This is a genomic window from Klebsiella electrica (assembly GCF_006711645.1).
In the GTDB taxonomy this organism is placed as follows: Bacteria; Pseudomonadota; Gammaproteobacteria; order Enterobacterales; family Enterobacteriaceae; genus Klebsiella; species Klebsiella electrica.
The window spans coordinates 933,085-951,459 of record NZ_CP041247.1 but is presented as its reverse complement, the minus strand read 5'-3'; the positions used below and the strand labels follow the sequence as shown (position 1 = coordinate 951,459).

Sequence of the window (18,375 nt, the reverse complement as noted above, 5' to 3'; positions counted from 1 at the left end):
TTAGCGCTCCGTGACCGGTTTAAGTTCAATGCGTTTGATATCGCCCACCAGCACCAGATAGCTCAGTACCGCCACCAGCGCATGCACCCCGACGTAAATCAGCGCGCCGTTGAATGAGCCCGTCGTTCCGACGATGTAACCAATCGCAATCGGCGTCACGATGCCGGAGATATTGCCGAACATATTGAACAATCCGCCCGACAAACCGCTGATCTCTTTCGGCGCCGTATCGGCCATCACCGCCCAGCCGAGGGCGCCAATCCCTTTGCCGAAGAAGGCCAGCGCCATGAAGCCGATAATCATCCACTCCACGTTAACGTAGTTACAGAACACCATAGCCATCGACATCAGCATGCCTGCGACAATCGGGGTTTTACGGGCAATATTGAGCGAGCCGGTGCGACGCATTAACCAGTCGGAAATAATCCCGCCCAGAACTCCGCCGGCAAACCCGCAGATTGCCGGCACCGAGGCGACAAAGCCGGCTTTCAGAATCGACATGCCGCGCGCCTGCACCAGGTAGACCGGGAACCAGGTGATAAAGAAGTAGGTCAAGGCGTTGATGCAGTACTGGCCGATATAGATCCCGACCATCATCCGGGAGCCAATCAGCTGTTTGATCTGCCCCCATTTTTCGCTAAGCGGGACTTTGCGGACATTTTTCTTCTGATCCATATTGATCAGCGCGCCGCCTTCGGCAATGTACTCCAGCTCTTTTTTGTTTACGCCGGGGTGCTGATTCGGTTCATGGATGACTTTAAGCCATACCAAACTGATGACAATCCCCAGCCCTCCCATAAAGAAGAAGACGTGCGACCAGCCCACTTCATGGGTTAACCAGCCCATGATCGGCGCGAAGATAACGGTGGCAAAGTATTGCGCGGAGTTGAATATCGCCACCGCGGTTCCCCTTTCCTGCGCCGGGAACCAGGCCGCGACGATTCGACTGTTGCCGGGGAACGAGGGGGCTTCCGCCAGCCCGACCAGAAATCGCAGGGTAAACAGCGCGATAATAATACCGAAGCCGCTAAAGATATCGACGAAGCCCTGTAACAGGGTAAACATCGACCAGATGAAGATAGACCAAAAATAGACCCGTTTTGAACCAAAGCGGTCCAGCAACCATCCGCCGGGGATCTGACCGATAACGTAGGCCCATGAGAACGCGGAAAAAACATAGCCCATGCCCACCGCGTCCAGGCCAATATCTTTGGCCATTTCCGAACCGGCTATCGACAGCGTTGCGCGGTCGCCGTAGTTGAAAGAGGTGACGATAAACAGCATCACCACTATCCAGTAGCGGGCATTGGTGCGTTTTTCCGCGCCGCTAGCCGCCTGACTTAATGTACTCATTGTTGCACTCCTGAATCATAGCCGTTAGCTACGTTCATTCTGAATGGCACAACCTGTAGGGGAGTCAGAATGACGTGTTTGAGTTTTTCATTGTTTTCGTTTTATCTGGCGTGCTGCTTTTTTAACTGGCAGGGAAAGTATAAAAAGAGGGCCCGAGCGGCTCACCGTGCATACACACAGCTTTAGCGGAGATTTAGCAATAGATTTATGGCTTATGCCTGACGGGATAGGGGGTAGTTCACGGAAATGAAAAGCGGAGGCGAGGAACAGCGGAAACGGCGAGACAAACGGCAGGAGTGTGAAATGCCTCACTTGACCCGGTGGAAACTCCCGGAATAAATCGTCCGCGTGAACCGCTTGTCGTGCAAATGCCCGATGTCCGGGACCGGTAAAAGGGTTAACATTTTATCGACCGTTTATCTGGCACTGGCATCAGGAAGTGACGCCCTCTATGTAGGGAGAGGGCGCAACTTTTATCCGTTGATGGATTGGTTTATTCGAGCAGGCTCGCCCACTGTTCAACCCATGGGTTAGACACGCTCTCGGGTTCAGGGTCCTCGCTGGCATCGATCATCAGCATGTCGCCGATACGTCTGGCGCCCTGCTCCTGCAGCAATGCATCGAAGGTCTTACCGCCGCCGCAAAAGTTAGCGTAGGTGCTATCGCCAAGCGCGATAATCCCGTAGCGCAGGTGCGGCTGGTACATGTCTTTCATCCCTTCATACAGCGGGACGATGCTGTCCGGCAGATCGCCCTGACCGGTGGTGGAGGTGACGACCAGCACATATTTGCCGCTGTACGGCTCCCAGTCCTGAACCTCCGGGTCTTCAAACACCTTCGCTTTATGCCCGAGACCGCTCAGAATGGCTTCAGCCTCTTCGGCCACCAGCAGCGCGTTTCCATACATCGTGCCTACAAAAATACCGATATCTGCCATGATTATCTCCCTGAATTGACCTCAATTTCTTCATCCTGACCGCTGTCGTCAGCAAACTCAACCCTTTCATTTAGCGGCAGAAGGCCGCGCCAGCCAAACTGCGACAGCGCCCGCATCCAGACCTCGTCAAGGCCCGCACGGATCGTCAACGGCTCGCCGGTAAAGGGATGCGTTAACGATAGCTGGCTGGCGTGAAGCATCAAGCGGTCAACGGAAAAATGCTCTGCGGCGCTGCGGTTTTGCCGGAGATCGCCGTGTTTACTGTCGCCGATAATCGGGTGACGTAAATGGGAAAGGTGGCGGCGCAGCTGGTGTTTACGCCCGGTTTCAGGCTCCAGCTCAACCAGGCTGTAGCGCGTCGTCGGATAACGTCCGGTGGCCACCGGCATTTCGACGGTCGCCATTCCGCGATAGCGCGTAACCGCCGGCTGGGGTTCTTTATCGTCACGGGCAAATTTATCGGCGATTTTATCCAGCTCTTCCACCAGCGGGTAATCGAGCACCGCTTCGTCGGTCAGCCAGCCGCGCACCACCGCGTGGTAGCGCTTTTGTATCTGATGCTGCTCAAACTGTTGAGACAGGCGCCTTCCCGCTTCGCTCGACAGCCCCATCAGCAGGACACCCGACGTCGGGCGGTCAAGGCGATGGGCGGTAAACACATGCTGACCAATCTGGTCACGCACGGTTTGCATCACCACCACTTTTTCATCGCGGTCCAGCCAGCTGCGATGAACCAGCCAGCCGGAGGGTTTGTTCACCGCCACCAGCCACTCATCCTGATAGATAATCTCCAGCATCAGGCGTCATCACCGGCAAATAACGTATCCAGCAGCAGCAGCTCAGCCAGTACCCGCTCGCGCAGCGGATGCGCGGCATCGAGAGCCATCTCATAGTAGGGCGCAACGGCGAAATCCTGCGGCAATGGCTGTTCGCTATCGAGTAAGTGGTGCATACGAGGGATCAGGACCCACTGCAGCCACTCCAGCGGTTCAAGCGTGTCCATACAGAAAGGCTGTTGGCTGGCAAAAGCGCCGCTTTCCGGCGCATTTTCTTGCCAGTGGTCCGTTTCGCGCAGCAGCGCTTCAAGGGCGTGCAAACGCTCGCGCACGCTAAGGTGAAGAGTCATGGGAAACCTCGATGAGTTGTAAACCGGACGCAGGATAGCAAATACAGCGGCGAAAACTACTCAAAATCATGGCGCCCGGCACATGACAACGCGCGCGGTCATGCGCCAGGGCGGCACGGGCCAGACTCGTTGCCCGGCATGGCCTGAAGCTGTCCCAGGCGATGCGGCCTTCGCTCAAATGCCCCGGCCAAAGGCGCTGCAATAAAAAACAGGCATAAAAAAAGGGAGCACTGTATAAACAGTGCTCCCGGTTCGTTTTGCAGCAATCCAGCTACATTGGTGCTCCCTGCTCGTCCATGAAAACTTTTCCTGAGGTCTCCTGACCATGTTCATCCGTAAACCTGTGCATCCTGCTCCCACACCACCCCGATGTGAAATCACTTATCCTTAAGTCTGTCCCGATCTTCCTGATCCACCGTTCATCATGAGCGGCTCACATTCTCCATCCTGGAGGTGTCCTTTACGCGTTCCTGCGTTATCCTGCGCTTCATCCTGAAGCCTGTCCTTGCAACGCCTTCCCGGCGGGTCCTGCATGAAGAGTCATCATCCTGATGTTCACTTCATTTCGCGACTTCCTGTCGACACACATAGGATCCCTGATTCCGCTTCGTCTTACAAGCCTTCTTAAGAGAATCTCTTAAGGTTAATCCCTGGCTGAACAGGCAAAAGGAAGAATAACTCACTGAATTGTATTGATTTATAAGAAATAAAGCTTCGGAAAATTGGCTTAAATGATGACGATCTCTTACAGGTCTTGTAAGAGATCTCTCACAAACGGGTGGGGAAAAATGGATTACAGCACCGGCTCAAGCTGCTCAAGGAAGCTTGCCAGGGAAGGCGAAAGAGTGGTGCGTTTACGCGTGCCGAGCGTCTCTTTAAGCACTTCGCCGCTCAGATTGCACACCGAAATGACCTCCAGTTCGCTCTCAAGCGTGGCGATAAACAGCGTTGGCGACAGCTTCAGCCGTTTTTGCACCACCAGATGGCCGATTAAATTCTCCTGCACGCGCCGGAAGTCATCCGGACTCCAGGTTTGCAGCAGCAGCATCGTCTCACCGGCAAAACGCGCGGCCATATCGCCAGCGAACTGAGTGGTATAATAACTGTGAATCGGCTGTTGTACCACAATATCCAGTGCCCGTTCAACCGCGCTGATATTTTGTTCCGCGGTAAAAGGCTGCGGCTGCCAGAAAACGGCGTCGTCGTCCGTCGCGCTGATGCAGGGTGACGGTACGCCATAAAGCTCTTCGCTACGCGGCAGGCTGGCGCGCTGCTGCTGCCAGGCAGCGCAATAACGTTGGGTGAAGGCTTGCAGCGCTTCTGCGGTTTGATAGTCCACCGGTTTCTCTCTTCACGTCAGACAGGATACACTTGGCGTATAGTGTACCCGCTTTACTATGGTGAAACATGTCTTCTTACGATAATCATCAGGCGCTCGCTGGCCTGACGCTCGGTAAATCAACCGATTACCGCGATACTTACGATGCCTCGCTGCTACAGGGCGTACCGCGCAGTCTGAACCGCGATCCGCTGGGCCTGCACGCGGACAATCTGCCTTTTCACGGTGGCGATATCTGGACGCTGTACGAACTCTCCTGGCTCAACGCTAAAGGGCTGCCGCAGGTCGCCGTGGGCCATGTTGAACTCAATGACACCACCGTGAACCTGGTCGAGTCGAAGAGCTTTAAGCTCTATCTCAACAGCTTTAACCAGACCCGTTTTGCCAGCTGGCATGAGGTTCAGGCGACGCTGACGCACGATCTCAGCGCCTGCGCGCAGGGGGAAGTCACGGTTTCACTCTATCGCCTCGACGAACTCGAAGGCCAGCCGGTCGCACATCTGCACGGCACCTGCATCGACTTTCAGGATATTGAAATCGATAACTACCAGTTCAGCGCCGACTATCTGCAGGATGCCGCAAGCGGCAAAGTCGTCGAGGAGACGCTGGTCAGCCATCTGCTGAAGTCCAACTGCCTGATTACCCATCAGCCGGACTGGGGTTCGGTGCAAATTCAGTACCGCGGTTCCAGAATCGATCGCGAAAAGCTGCTGCGCTACCTGGTGTCGTTCCGTCACCACAACGAATTCCACGAGCAGTGCGTAGAGCGCATCTTCAACGATATTCAACGTTTCTGCCAGCCGGAAACCCTTTCCGTTTATGCGCGCTACACGCGACGCGGCGGCCTGGACATCAACCCGTGGCGCAGCAACACCGATTTTGTTCCGGCCACCGGTCGCCTCGCGCGGCAATAATAAACATTTTCACAATTTGCGTGCGTTAACCCGCGCGCAAGGTTGTGAAAACGCCATCAGCAAGGCTATTGTAATCACAGGAAGACGATAATCGTCCTGTAAGGAGTTCACTTGATTACACACGTTAGCCCGCTTGGTTCAATGGATATGCTGTCACAGCTGGAAGTGGATATGCTTAAACGCACCGCCAGCAGTGATCTCTATCAACTCTTTCGTAACTGCTCGCTTGCTGTACTCAACTCGGGGAGCCTGACCGATAACAGCAAGGAGCTGCTGTCTCGTTTTGAAAACTTCGATATCAACGTGCTGCGTCGTGAACGCGGCGTGAAGCTGGAACTGATTAATCCCCCGGAAGAGGCCTTTGTTGACGGGCGCATTATCCGCTCCCTGCAGGCCAACCTGTTTGCCGTACTGCGCGATATCCTGTTCGTTTACGGGCAGATTCACAACACCGTGCGTTTCCCGAATCTCGACCTCGAAAGTTCAGTGCATATCACCAACCTGGTGTTCTCTATTCTGCGTAACGCCCGTGCGCTGCACGTCGGCGAAGCGCCGAATATGATCGTCTGCTGGGGCGGCCACTCAATTAACGAAAACGAATATCTGTACGCCCGTCGCGTCGGGACTCAGTTGGGTCTGCGCGAACTGAATATCTGCACCGGCTGCGGTCCAGGCGCGATGGAAGCGCCGATGAAAGGCGCCGCGGTCGGCCACGCCCAGCAGCGTTACAAAGACAGCCGCTTTATCGGCATGACCGAGCCATCAATTATCGCCGCCGAGCCGCCTAACCCGCTGGTTAACGAACTGCTGATCATGCCGGATATCGAAAAACGTCTTGAGGCGTTTGTCCGTATCGCCCACGGCATTATTATCTTCCCGGGCGGCGTCGGCACCGCGGAAGAGCTGCTTTATCTGCTGGGGATTCTAATGCACCCGGCCAACACATCGCAGGTCCTGCCGCTGATCCTCACCGGTCCAAAAGAGAGCGCCGACTATTTCCGCGTGCTGGATGAGTTCATCGTCCATACGCTGGGCGAATCGGCGCGTCGCCACTATCGCATTATCATCGACGACGCCAGCGAAGTGGCGCGCCAGATGAAGAAAGCGATGCCGCTGGTGAAAGAGAGCCGCCGGGAAACCGACGATGCCTACAGCTTTAACTGGTCGATTCGTATCACCCCGGATCTGCAAATGCCCTTCGATCCGACGCACGAAAACATGGCCAACCTCAAGCTTTATCCCGATCAGCCGGTCGAGTTGCTGGCAGCAGACCTGCGACGCGCGTTCTCCGGCATCGTGGCCGGCAACGTCAAAGAGGTGGGTATCCAGGCGATTGAAAAATTCGGCCCTTACAAGCTGCACGGCGATCCGGAGATGATGCGTCGGATGGACGACCTGCTGCAAGGCTTCGTCGCCCAGCACCGTATGAAGCTGCCGGGCGGCACCGCTTATATCCCTTGCTACGAAATCGGTTCCTGATAGCGGGTTAACCCGTCATTGCGGATTACGGCACGCGCTGGCGTAATCCGCTTTCTCCTTTTCTTGCCATCTTAAACTCCCTTTAGCCTCTTGAACTTCCCCGGCCCAGGCTCCCATTGATCCATATATTTTAAGAATGCTTTGTAACATTCTTACAAAGCCAATCGTTTGCGTTTACGTAAAAAGCAATAAATATCACTGATAAAAAGTCATTTAAACGTGAAAACATCGCCAGTATCTCATTTTTACAGTAAAAACATCGTTATTAAGCCTCCCTCCTTTTATCTCATATCCTGTAAATGGTAGCCTTCGCGCCACAAATACCTGGCTGATCACCAGATACAGACTGTTGAACTAAAAATACCCACCCAGAAAGTGGATTATTGCAATTGGGATCGCGATCACTGATGCATTTAGCAGATAAATGTATCTTTCCGCCCCACTTGTTACGGAGAAAATCATTAAAAAACCGTAATCGAACGCATTTCATATTACTTAATTGATTTTAATCATTATATTTGGTCGCTTCATCCAGGAGATACAGATGGAAACCACTCAAACCAGCACTATCGTATCGGGCGAAACCCGTAGCGGATGGCGCAAAACAGATACCATGTGGATGCTGGGGCTGTACGGTACGGCAATCGGTGCGGGCGTGTTGTTCCTGCCGATTAATGCCGGTGTCGGCGGCATGATCCCCCTGATCATCATGGCAATTCTTGCCTTCCCGATGACCTTTTTCGCCCACCGCGGAATGACCCGTTTTGTCCTTTCCGGTAAGAATCCGGGGGAAAACATCACGGAAGTGGTGGAAGAGCACTTCGGTATCGGCGCAGGCAAACTGATTACTCTGCTCTACTTCTTCGCCATCTACCCGATTCTGCTGGTGTATAGCGTGGCGATTACCAATACCGTCGAGAGCTTTATGACCCACCAGCTGCAGATGACCGCACCGCCGCGTGCGATCCTGTCGCTGATTCTGATTGTGGGCATGATGACCATCGTGCGTTTCGGCGAGCAGATGATTGTGAAAGCGATGAGTATTCTGGTGTTCCCGTTCGTTGTCGCGCTGATGATCCTCGCGCTGTACCTGATTCCTCAGTGGAACGGCGCGGCGCTGGAAACCCTCTCCCTGAGCAGCAGCACCTTTAGCGGCAATGGTCTGTGGATGACTCTCTGGCTGGCGATTCCGGTGATGGTCTTCTCCTTTAACCACTCGCCGATCATCTCTTCCTTCGCCGTGGCGAAGCGTGAAGAGTACGGTCAGGACGCAGAGAAGAAGTGCTCCAGCATCCTGGCTCGCGCTCATATCATGATGGTACTGACCGTGATGTTCTTCGTCTTCAGCTGCGTACTGAGCCTGTCTCCGGCCGACCTGGCGGAGGCAAAAGCGCAGAACATCTCGATTCTGTCTTACCTGGCGAACCACTTTAACGCACCGGTCATTGCCTGGATGGCGCCGATCATCGCGATGATCGCCATCACTAAATCCTTCCTCGGCCACTACCTGGGCGCCCGTGAAGGCTTTAACGGCATGGTGATTAAATCCCTGCGCGGTAAAGGCAAATCCATCGAAATCAATAAACTGAACAAAATCACGGCGCTGTTCATGCTGGTGACCACCTGGATTGTGGCGACGCTGAACCCAAGCATCCTCGGGATGATCGAAACCCTCGGCGGCCCGATTATCGCGATGATTCTGTTCCTGATGCCGATGTATGCCATTCAGAAAGTCCCGGCCATGCGCAAATACAGCGGCCACATCAGCAACGTCTTCGTGGTGCTCATGGGCCTGATTGCTATCTCCGCGATTTTCTACTCTCTGTTCAGCTAATCTCTCCCCCCGCGCCGCCAGCAGGCGGCGCGCTCCCCGACAGTACTGGATGCAACATGATCAGCGTATTCGATATTTTTAAAATCGGCATTGGCCCTTCCAGCTCCCATACCGTTGGCCCCATGAAAGCGGGCAAGCAATTCACGGACGATCTTATCGCCCGCGGGCTGCTTGCCGACGTCACCAAAGTCGTTGTCGACGTTTACGGCTCCCTTTCCCTCACCGGTAAAGGCCACCATACCGACATCGCAATTATTATGGGCCTGGCGGGCAACCTGCCTGACAGCGTTGATATCGACGCCATCCCGGCATTTATTCAGGACGTCAACACCCACGGCAGCCTGATGCTGGCAAACGGTCAGCAGGAAGTTGAATTCCCGGTTGACCAGTGCATGAATTTCCATGCCGATAACCTGTCGCTGCATGAGAACGGGATGCGCATCACCGCCCTGGGCGGCGACAAGGTTCTCTACAGCCAGACTTACTACTCCATCGGCGGTGGGTTTATTGTCGATGAACAACATTTCGGCCAGAGCAATGAAGCGCCGCCCGTGGTGCCTTACCCGTACAAAAATGCGGCCGACCTGCAAAGACACTGCCGCGAAAGCGGGCTCTCGCTTTCCGGTCTGATGATGCAAAACGAACTGGCATTGCACAGCAAAGAGCAGTTGGAACAGCACTTCGCCGCCGTCTGGGAAGTGATGAGCAGCGGTATTGAGCGCGGGATCACCACTGAAGGCGTACTACCAGGCAAGATGCGGGTACCGCGTCGCGCCGCCGCCCTGCGCCGGATGCTGGTCAGCCAGGACAATACCAACAGCGACCCGATGGCGGTGGTTGACTGGATCAACATGTTTGCGCTGGCGGTCAATGAAGAGAATGCCGCCGGTGGACGCGTAGTGACCGCGCCCACCAACGGTGCCTGCGGCATCGTGCCGGCGGTGCTGGCCTATTACGACAAGTTTATCCGCAAGGTGAATGCCAATTCGCTGGCGCGTTACCTGCTGGTAACCAGCGCTATCGGCTCGCTGTATAAGATGAACGCCTCGATTTCCGGCGCCGAAGTCGGCTGCCAGGGCGAGGTCGGCGTAGCCTGCTCAATGGCGGCGGCCGGCCTGACGGAACTGCTGGGCGGCAGCCCCGGCCAGGTGTGCATCGCGGCGGAAATCGGCATGGAACATAACCTGGGTCTGACCTGCGATCCGGTTGCCGGCCAGGTACAGGTTCCCTGTATCGAACGTAACGCCATCGCCGCCGTCAAAGCGGTCAACGCCGCGCGAATGGCGCTGCGCCGTACCAGCGAACCGCGCGTCTGCCTCGATAAGGTCATCGAAACCATGTACGAAACGGGTAAAGATATGAACGCCAAGTACCGCGAAACCTCGCGCGGTGGCCTGGCGATGAAAATCGTCGCCTGCGATTAACGCCCCCTCCCGGTATGCTACGGCATGCCGGGCTCTCCTCTCCCCGCCTCCCCCTTCATTTATGTTATATAAATGATAATTTAGTTATTTATTGGTTATAAAGACGATTTGTTACCTTACGCAAAACCGCTCAAGGAGAACGAATCATGCACAGATTATCCCGCGCCGCGCTGCTACTGCTGGCTGGCTTATCCACTTCCGCGCTGGCGAAAGCGCCGGAAACCGTCAACATCGGCTACCAGAAGGCCAATATCTTCGCCCTGTTGAAATATCGCGGCACCCTTGATGAAAGCTTCAAAAAGCAGGGAATCGCCGTGCGCTGGATTGAATTTCCCGCCGGCCCGCAGATGCTGGAAGGGCTGAACGTCGGCAGTATTGACCTGGCGGCCACCGGCGATGCGCCGCCGGCCTTTGCCCAGGCGGCACAGGCGGATCTGGTCTACCTCGCGCACTCGCCGGCCAACCCCAAAACTGAAGCCATCGTGGTGCCGGAAAACTCGACGATTCACAACGTGGCCGACCTGAAAGGCAAGCGCGTGGGGCTGAATAAAGGCTCTGACGTCAACTACCTGCTGGTCGCCGCGTTGGAAAAAGCCGGACTGAGCTATAAAGATATCACTCCGGTTTACCTGCCTCCGGCCGATGCCCGCGCCGCTTTCCAGCGCGGGGCCATTGATGCGTGGGTTATCTGGGATCCGTACCTTGCCGAAGTCGAAACCAATGCCAGGGCGCGACAGCTCCGCAACGCTGAAGGGCTGGTGCCGCACTACACCTTCTATCTCGCCAGCCGCAAATTTGCCGAAAACTACCCTGAGACGGCAAAACAGGTGGTGGATGAGTTAAGTCAGCTAAGCGACTGGGCCAACACCCACCAGGAGGATGCCGCCGGCATTCTGTCAACCTCAACCGGGCTGGACAAGGCTATCTGGCTGAAAGCCCTTGCCCGCCTGCCCTACGGCGCTGAACGCATGACGCCTGAAGTGTATAACGAGCAGCAGGCGCTGGCGGATACCTTCACCCGTATCGGCCTGCTGCCGGTGAAAGTGGACGTGCGCAGCGCCAGCTGGTCGCAGGATAAATAACCCTTGCCGGCGACGGGCCTCCCCGTCGCCTTCCCTCTTGCTAACCCTGCGCCTTTTCGCCATCGCCAATCTGCCAGATAAAGGTCGGCGCTTCGCCGTTGACCAGCCAGTTGCCGATATTGCGCGCTTTGTAGATAACCGGGTTATGCGAGGCCACGGTGCGCGCGTTGCGCCAGTGCCTGTCGAGCGCTTTCCCCACCCGGGTATCCGACGCGCCGAGGGCGTTGAACAACTCGGTCGCCGCGCGCGGCACCCACTCGCTGGCAACCACCTGCGCCTGCGCCGCTTCGACCTCCGCCAGCCGGTTGCGCTGCTCAATCAGCGCCTCATCGCCGCTGGCATGAACAATATAGGCCTGCTGCAAAGACTCCGCCGCCTGCAGTACCGCCGCGCGGGTCGCCCACGCCCAGCTACTGATTTGCCCCACCACCTGCAGCACCTGAGGATCGTCGCGCGGCACGGCGGCATTGCCGTGGCTGTACATGCGGCGGCGTTTTTTCACCCCCTCGGCCGCGTCGCGCTCTACCGCCAGGCCGATTCCCGCCAGCGTCGCCAGTAAGATATGCTGATAAAAGGCGGTCTGATAGCGAAAGCGTTCAGCAAAATCATAGACATGCTCCTGCTCAACCTGCGCCTGCTTAAAGCGGGTGGTACCGCTGCCGGTCAGACGCTGACCAAAGCCATCCCAGTCATCCTCCCGCTCAACGGCATTCTGCCGGGTGCTGACCAGCGCGATGACGTCGCCGTGGTTGTCGCTGCGGCGGGCAAAAACATCAATCCAGTCGGCGTACAGCGTTCCGGTGCTGTAAAACTTCTCGCCGTTTAAACGCCAGCCGTGGTCATCCGGCGTCACCTGGGTCATCACCTCCCCAAGTTTAACCCCGCCCGTTTCGGTCCAGCCGCTGCCCACCAGCTCACCGTCGCGAAAACGTTGAAACCAGCGATCGCGCTGCGCGGAGTCCGGTTGATTCAGACGGTCTTCAACAAAGGCAAAATGGGCGCGCAGCGCCTGCGGCAGGTTGGAGTCAGCCTGGGCCAGCTCAATCAACAGGGCAATCAACTGCGGCAGCGATGCGCCCCAGCCGCCCTTTTCCCGCGGAATGCGCAGCGTGCCAAACCCCGCCTCCTTCAGCCAGCGAATCTGCTCATCGGGCAAAATACGCTGCTGTTCGCGGTTCGCCGCCCCCTGCGCAATACGGGAAAAAATTGGCCGGAAAGCCGCGGCCAGCTGTTCATAATCGGTGCCGGTAGAGAGTAATGTCATAATCTGTTCCTCAATGGTGGCTGTCGTCAATATCGTGACGCGTCGGCTCGTGGCGGACCGCAAGCAGGAAGAAAATCGGAATAATGGCGGCCAGCGACACCACCCAGAACATTTGCGTGCCGAGAGAGGCCTGCAGCAGCGGCAGCACAAACAGCGCCAGCGCGCTGCCGATCCCGGAGAGCGCCCGGCTGAAACCGACGCCGGTGGCGCGAATCGCGGTGGGATAGGAGAGCGCCGGATAAATCATCAGCTGCGCGCCGGGGCCAAACCCCTCGGCAAACAGCCACAGCCCAAGCATCGCAATCGCCAGCACTACGCCGACGGTGGCCTGCGGCTGCCCGACGAGGGCAAGGACAATCAGGGCGATAAATTGCAGCGCAAACCCGGCAATCGCCACATGGCGCGACGGGTATTTCCACGCCAGATGCATCCCCAGCAACCCGCCGGTAAAGGCAAACAGCGCATTCAGTCCCAGCGAGGCGGAGAGGGTTTCAAACACCCCGGCGCCGAGAAACCGGGCGAGAATCGACGGCAGGAAGAAAGCGATGGCGGTGTACTCAAAGGCGATACAGATATTCATCACCCCGGCGACGATAGTACGTTCGCGGTACGGTTTTTCGAACAGTACCCGGAAGCTCACTTTCGGCGGCGGCGCGCGATGTTCAGCCGGCGCCTCATGGGCGGCAATGCCGTAAGAGTCGCGCAGAATCCTCACCGCTGAAGTCAGGTCCCCCTGGTTTGCCGCCCACAGCGGCGACTCATTCATAAACTTGCTGCGCACGGCGATAATCAGCAGCGCCGGAACGGCGCCAAACAGCAGCGAGGCGCGCCACAGCCAGTCGAGGTGCTCCTGTGGCAGCAGGAAATAGAGGCCGAAAATAATCAGAAAGCAGACCGTCGAGGCGGCGTACCACATCGGGCACCAGGCGGCGAGGCGCGCCGCTTTATTACCTTTGCCGGTAAAACGCGAAAATTCAGCGAGATAGGACATAGCGACCGGCAGATCGATACCCACGCCGATGCCCATCAGGAAACGCGCGCCAATCAGCACCCAGACGTTGGGGGCCAGACCCGCAGCGATGGCCGAGACGACGAAAAACAGCATGTCGGCCATAAACACCGAATAGCGGCCATATTTATCCGTCAGCCAGCCGCCGATCACGTTGCCAATAATGGTACCCACCATGATCGATGAGGTGACCAGGCCGGTCAGCAGCGGCGAGAGCTGGAATTCACGCACTACGTCATCGATGCCGTAGGAGAGGGTGGTGAGATCATAGGCGTCGAGAAAGACGCCGCCGAGAGCGAGGAAGACAATCATCCGCGCATATTTAGCCTGTTCCTTGCCCGAATTGATCAGCCGCGCCACATCCCCGACGCTACTCACCGGAGCGGAGGCCACGCCGGGATTATCAACAGACAGCGTACTCATGTTTTCACCTTATTATGTTGTGCAGGTGATCGCAGTTATAGGCCGTCAGACGATAAAGTGAAACCAACAAAAACGCATATAAAAATCAATATATTCAATAAGTTAAAAAAATAAAACAACAAAATCAGGACGTGCTTTCGCCCGTCCTGCAAGGTCATCGATTGGCAAACTTATTCCGCAGAAACCGGCACCAGCACATCCTTAACCAGCGGGTCGTCGGTGGTTTTCAACCAGCTCTGAATGCGCGGGTCGGAAAACGCCTGCTGCAATTTGACGATATTCTCCTGCGACAGATAAGGCGTCCCGATAACCAACTGCGACGCAAAAGTCCGCGGCGCAGGCGGGAATAAGATGCCCTTCTCGCGCAGCACTTTTCCGGCATCAAACTGCGAGACATAGCCGATTGCCGCATCCACCGAATTAAGCGCCCGCGGCATGGTTAACAGGTCCAGCTCTTTGAAATGAAACTGATGCGGGTTGCCGACGATATTTTTCAGCTTCGCCGTACGCGGCTCCACCGCCGGGTCGAGCGTAATCAGGCCAATACGCTGCAGCAGCCACAGCGCCTGCCCCTGGTTAGCGCCGTCATCCGGCACCACGATCGTCGCCCCGTTCGGCAGATCCTTAACCGATTTATAGCGATCGGAGTAGATGCCAAAGGCCCACTGGAACACCGGCACCGTGGTGGAAAGCGCGAAGCCGTTGGCATCCACCACCTGCTTCAGCCACCATTGATGCTGATAGATGGTTCCGGCGTACTCCCCTTGCGCCACCGCGCGATCCGCCTGCACCGGATCCTGCACGCCCACCGCCTCCAGCTTGAGGCCATAATCCGGCGCAATATGCTGGCCGATGTACTCGATAATTCTCTGTTCGCCGGCCATCGCCGGTTCATAGTGGATTTTCAGGGTGGTGCCAAACACCACCTGCTGCGACTGGGCCTGTCCCCGCCACCACCAGAAGGCGACGGCCAGCGCCACTATCACCAGCAGCGCCGCCAGCCACGGCCAGCGACGGGCCTTACGTAATTCAAACGGTTCTGTTGTCATGAAGCGATCCCCTGCGTGTGGCGAAGTTTGGTGACCAGGCGGTCACCGAAAAATTGAATCAGCTGAATCGTGGCGATCAGCACAATAATGGTGGCGATCATGATGTGGTTGTCGAAGCGCTGGTAGCCGTAAACCACCGCCAGATAACCGATGCCTCCCGCGCCGATGGTGCCGGCAATCGCGGAATATTCGATCATTGAGACCAGATTTAGCGTCACTGCCGCCACCAGCGCCGGCAGGGCTTCGCTCAACTGGGCGCTGCGGATAATTTGCCAGCGCGAGCCGCCGCAGACGATCCCCACGGCGGTGACCTCCGCCGGCAGTTCGCGCAGCGCGTTTTCCACCAGCCGGCCAAAAAACGGCACCCCGGCGGCAATCATCGGCACCACAGCGGCCGGGATGCCGATCGTCGTCCCGGTGAGCCAGAAGGTGAAGGGAATAATCGCCGCCATCAGCACCAGAAACGGCAGAGAGCGCCCCATATTCACCAGCCAGTTCAGTACCCGGTACAGCGCGACATGCGGGAATAATCCGCGCGGCGAGGCATTGAACAGCACCACCCCGACCACCCCGCCAAGGGTCACCACAAACAGCATCACAATGGCCACCATCAGCCAGGTTTCGCCATACGCGGGCAGCAGCAGCGTATGGATCTCGCTCCAGGGGGTATCCTGGCTTATCACCGTGGGTTTCATACCGCCTCCTTGAGTTCCGGCGCGCCATCCAGCACCTGCGCCGCGATACCAAGCTGGGCCAGCAGCGCCAGCACCCTCGACGGCGGCAGCCGCTCGCCCTGGAAACGCACGCCCACCTGAAGCCTTCCCGCCAGCCGGTCGTTGATCAACTCAACGTGCCCCCCGAGCACATCTATCTGCAGGGCGAACTGCTGGCTCAGACGACTGATCCAGTCGGTCGCCACCGGAACATCCCAGCGATAGCTCAGCCGCAACAGCAGATCGCTGGCGACCGTAACCGGAGAGAGTGGCAGCAGCTGCTGGCCCAGCAGCGAATCCGGGCGCGCCAGCAGCTCTTTCACCTGGCCGGACTGGACAATCGCGCCATCGCGAATTTCCGCCACCGCATCCGCCGCCGCCCGTACCGCATCCATCTCGTGGGTGATCAGCACGATCGCCAGGCGGTATTCATCGCGCAGGCGTTTGAGCAAATTCAGCACCGTTGCGGTGGCCTGCGGATCCAGCCCCGAAGTGGCCTCATCCGCCAGCAGCACTGACGGGCGCAGCGCCAGCGCACGCGCAATAGCAATCCGCTGGCGCTGGCCGCCGGAGAGCTGCGCCGGCCAGGCATCCGCCTTATGACTCAGCCCCACGCTCTCCAGCAATTCGCCGACGCGGGCTTTAATATCGCGTTCAACCACCCCGAGATATTCCAGCGGCAGGGCGATATTCTGCCAGGCCGTTTTACGGCTGAGCAGCGCGGAGGACTGAAAAACGGTGCCAATGGTGCGTCGCTCGCGACGCAGCGCCTCGCCGCTGAGCAACGACAGGTCGTTGCCGTTAACCCGAATACTGCCGCTGTCGGGGCGCTCCAGCAGACTGATAAGGCGCGCGAGGGTCGATTTTCCCGCGCCGCTCGGCCCGACCACCGCGGTGATCGAGCGGGTCGGCACCCGCAGCGACAGCCCCTTCAGCACCTCGCTGACCCGCCCGTCTGCGGTACGATAGCTTTTATGCAGGTTGTCAATTTCGATCATGTCACCTTCTCCTCTGTCCCGACGTCGATGCGGGCGCCACGCCGGTATCCGGCGCCCGGATGCGGCGCCACCAGCCGTGGCCCGGCGCCAAACAGTTTTTCGCGCAGGGTGCCTTCGCGATACTCCTGCTTAAAGACGCCGCGTTTTTGCAGTTCGGGAATAAGCAGTTCCACCACATCGCGGAAGGTTTCATGGGTAACGGCATACGCCAGGTTGAAACCGTCAACATCGGTCTCCTCAACCCACGATTGCAGCTCGTCGGCGACGGTTTGCGCACTGCCGACAATCAGCGGGCCGAAGCCGCCAATGCCGACCCAGTCGGCCAGCGCCTGTACCGTCCACTGGCGATCGGGATCGGCGGTGGAAAAGGCTTCAACCGCCGACTGAATGGCGTTGGTATGCAGGTATTTCAGCACCTGATCCGGCTGATACTGGCCGAAGTCGATCCCGGTCCAGCCGGAGATCAGCGCCAGCGCCCCTTCATAGCTGACGTACGATTTATACTCCTGCCATTTGGCCTGCGCCTCGCGGTCAGTTTCACCGACGATCGCCGTTTGCAGGTTGAAAATCAGGATGCTGCGCGGGTCGCGTCCGGCTTCGGCGGCGCGGCGGCGAATATCCGCCACCGTCTTTTTGAGCAGCACTTTCGACGGCGCGGCGACAAACACGCACTCGGCGTGACCGGCGGCAAACTGTTTACCCCGGCTGGAGGCGCCGGCCTGATACAGTACCGGCGTGCGCTGCGGCGACGGTTCGCAGAGGTGGATCCCCGGCACGGTGAAGAAGTTGCCCTGGTGGTTGATCGGATGAATTTTTTGCGGATCGCTGAAGATCCCCCGCTCGCGATCGCGCAGCACCGCGCCATCCTCCCAGCTCCCTTCCAGCAGCTTATAAACCACGTCGAGATACTCATCGGCGTAGTCATAGCGCGCATCGTGATCAGTCTGCGCCTGATGACCAATGTTGCGCGCCCCGCTTTCCAGATACGAGGTGACGATGTTCCAGCCCACCCGGCCTTTGGTCAGGTGATCAAGGGTCGAGAGACGGCGGGCAAACGGGTACGGGTGCTCAAACGACAGCGACGCGGTCAGGCCAAAGCCCAGATGCTCCGTCACCAGCGCCATCGGGGTAATCAACGCCAGCGGATCGTTCACCGGCACCTGCGTCGCCTGGCGAATGGCGGCATCGCCGTTGCCATTCAGTACGTCATAAATCCCCAGTACGTCGGCAATAAACAGGCCGTCGAACTTACCGCGTTCCAGCAGGCGCGCCAGGTCAACCCAGTAATCAAGGTCCTTATACTGCCAGGAGCGGTCGCGCGGATGGGTCCACAGACCCGGCGACTGGTGGCCGACGCAGTTCATATCAAAAGCATTCAGGCGAATTTCACGTTGTGATGACATAGGGCTCTCCACGGTGCATTCCTTCAAC

Annotated in this window: 16 protein-coding genes; 5 read left to right on the top strand and 11 right to left on the bottom strand. The window is 57.6% G+C overall.

Going from position 1 to position 18,375, the window contains the following annotated elements; translation table 11 throughout:
- From gudP to syd, 5 genes are all read right to left on the bottom strand, one after another.
- Positions 1 to 1,353: a galactarate/glucarate/glycerate transporter GudP gene (gene gudP / locus Electrica_RS04555; RefSeq protein ID WP_100684514.1), complete on the bottom strand. Its 1,353-nt coding sequence runs from the start codon at positions 1,351 to 1,353 to the stop codon at positions 1 to 3.
- A gap of 493 nt (positions 1,354 to 1,846) precedes the next feature.
- The gene (locus Electrica_RS04550; protein ID WP_100684513.1) at positions 1,847 to 2,290 is read right to left on the bottom strand and encodes a flavodoxin; all 444 of its coding nucleotides are present in this window, start codon (positions 2,288 to 2,290) and stop codon (positions 1,847 to 1,849) included.
- 2 nt (positions 2,291 to 2,292) lie between these two features.
- Positions 2,293 to 3,087, bottom strand: coding sequence for a tRNA pseudouridine(65) synthase TruC (truC, locus tag Electrica_RS04545; protein ID WP_100684512.1), 795 nt, complete (start codon positions 3,085 to 3,087; stop codon positions 2,293 to 2,295).
- The gene (locus tag Electrica_RS04540) at positions 3,087 to 3,416 is read right to left on the bottom strand and encodes a YqcC family protein (RefSeq protein WP_100684511.1); all 330 of its coding nucleotides are present in this window, start codon (positions 3,414 to 3,416) and stop codon (positions 3,087 to 3,089) included. Before Electrica_RS04540 ends, truC begins: the two co-directional genes overlap by 1 nt.
- A gap of 793 nt (positions 3,417 to 4,209) precedes the next feature.
- Positions 4,210 to 4,755, bottom strand: a complete 546-nt coding sequence (syd, locus tag Electrica_RS04535) for a SecY-interacting protein (RefSeq protein WP_131048693.1) — start codon at positions 4,753 to 4,755, stop codon at positions 4,210 to 4,212.
- A gap of 68 nt (positions 4,756 to 4,823) precedes the next feature.
- Between syd and queF the strand changes: the two genes are divergently transcribed.
- The 5 genes from queF to Electrica_RS04510 all read left to right on the top strand — a co-directional run bounded on the left by queF (position 4,824) and on the right by Electrica_RS04510 (position 11,488).
- Positions 4,824 to 5,669 (top strand): NADPH-dependent 7-cyano-7-deazaguanine reductase QueF, encoded by an 846-nt coding sequence (queF, locus tag Electrica_RS04530; protein WP_131048692.1) that lies wholly within the window; start codon positions 4,824 to 4,826, stop codon positions 5,667 to 5,669.
- 111 nt (positions 5,670 to 5,780) lie between these two features.
- Complete coding sequence (ppnN, locus tag Electrica_RS04525; RefSeq protein ID WP_131048691.1) at positions 5,781 to 7,148, top strand: nucleotide 5'-monophosphate nucleosidase PpnN; 1,368 nt, start codon at positions 5,781 to 5,783, stop codon at positions 7,146 to 7,148.
- A 544-nt stretch (positions 7,149 to 7,692) separates the two neighbouring features.
- On the top strand, positions 7,693 to 8,982 hold the full coding sequence (locus Electrica_RS04520; RefSeq protein ID WP_141963643.1) for an HAAAP family serine/threonine permease: 1,290 nt from the start codon (positions 7,693 to 7,695) through the stop codon (positions 8,980 to 8,982).
- 56 nt (positions 8,983 to 9,038) lie between these two features.
- Positions 9,039 to 10,406 (top strand): L-serine ammonia-lyase, encoded by a 1,368-nt coding sequence (locus Electrica_RS04515; RefSeq protein ID WP_141963641.1) that lies wholly within the window; start codon positions 9,039 to 9,041, stop codon positions 10,404 to 10,406.
- A 146-nt stretch (positions 10,407 to 10,552) separates the two neighbouring features.
- Positions 10,553 to 11,488 carry a sulfonate ABC transporter substrate-binding protein gene (locus Electrica_RS04510; protein ID WP_141963639.1) on the top strand — a complete coding sequence of 312 codons (936 nt, stop codon included), beginning with the start codon at positions 10,553 to 10,555 and terminating at the stop codon, positions 11,486 to 11,488.
- Positions 11,489 to 11,528: 40 nt separating this feature from the next.
- On the opposite strand, the gene Electrica_RS04505 is transcribed toward Electrica_RS04510, so the two are convergent.
- The 6 genes from Electrica_RS04505 to Electrica_RS04480 form a co-directional block, all read right to left on the bottom strand.
- A complete protein-coding gene (locus tag Electrica_RS04505; RefSeq protein WP_131048687.1) occupies positions 11,529 to 12,752 on the bottom strand; it encodes an acyl-CoA dehydrogenase family protein in 1,224 nt (407 codons plus the stop codon).
- 10 nt (positions 12,753 to 12,762) lie between these two features.
- On the bottom strand, positions 12,763 to 14,184 hold the full coding sequence (locus Electrica_RS04500) for an MFS transporter (RefSeq protein WP_141963637.1): 1,422 nt from the start codon (positions 14,182 to 14,184) through the stop codon (positions 12,763 to 12,765).
- Positions 14,185 to 14,354: 170 nt separating this feature from the next.
- Positions 14,355 to 15,233 carry a MetQ/NlpA family ABC transporter substrate-binding protein gene (locus Electrica_RS04495; protein ID WP_141963635.1) on the bottom strand — a complete coding sequence of 293 codons (879 nt, stop codon included), beginning with the start codon at positions 15,231 to 15,233 and terminating at the stop codon, positions 14,355 to 14,357.
- Complete coding sequence (locus Electrica_RS04490) at positions 15,230 to 15,928, bottom strand: methionine ABC transporter permease (RefSeq protein WP_141963633.1); 699 nt, start codon at positions 15,926 to 15,928, stop codon at positions 15,230 to 15,232. The genes Electrica_RS04495 and Electrica_RS04490 overlap by 4 nt, the downstream gene beginning before the upstream one ends.
- Positions 15,925 to 16,944 carry a methionine ABC transporter ATP-binding protein gene (locus Electrica_RS04485; protein WP_131048683.1) on the bottom strand — a complete coding sequence of 340 codons (1,020 nt, stop codon included), beginning with the start codon at positions 16,942 to 16,944 and terminating at the stop codon, positions 15,925 to 15,927. Before Electrica_RS04485 ends, Electrica_RS04490 begins: the two co-directional genes overlap by 4 nt.
- Complete coding sequence (locus tag Electrica_RS04480) at positions 16,941 to 18,347, bottom strand: LLM class flavin-dependent oxidoreductase (protein WP_131048682.1); 1,407 nt, start codon at positions 18,345 to 18,347, stop codon at positions 16,941 to 16,943. The genes Electrica_RS04485 and Electrica_RS04480 overlap by 4 nt, the downstream gene beginning before the upstream one ends.
- Positions 18,348 to 18,375 lie beyond the last annotated feature (28 nt).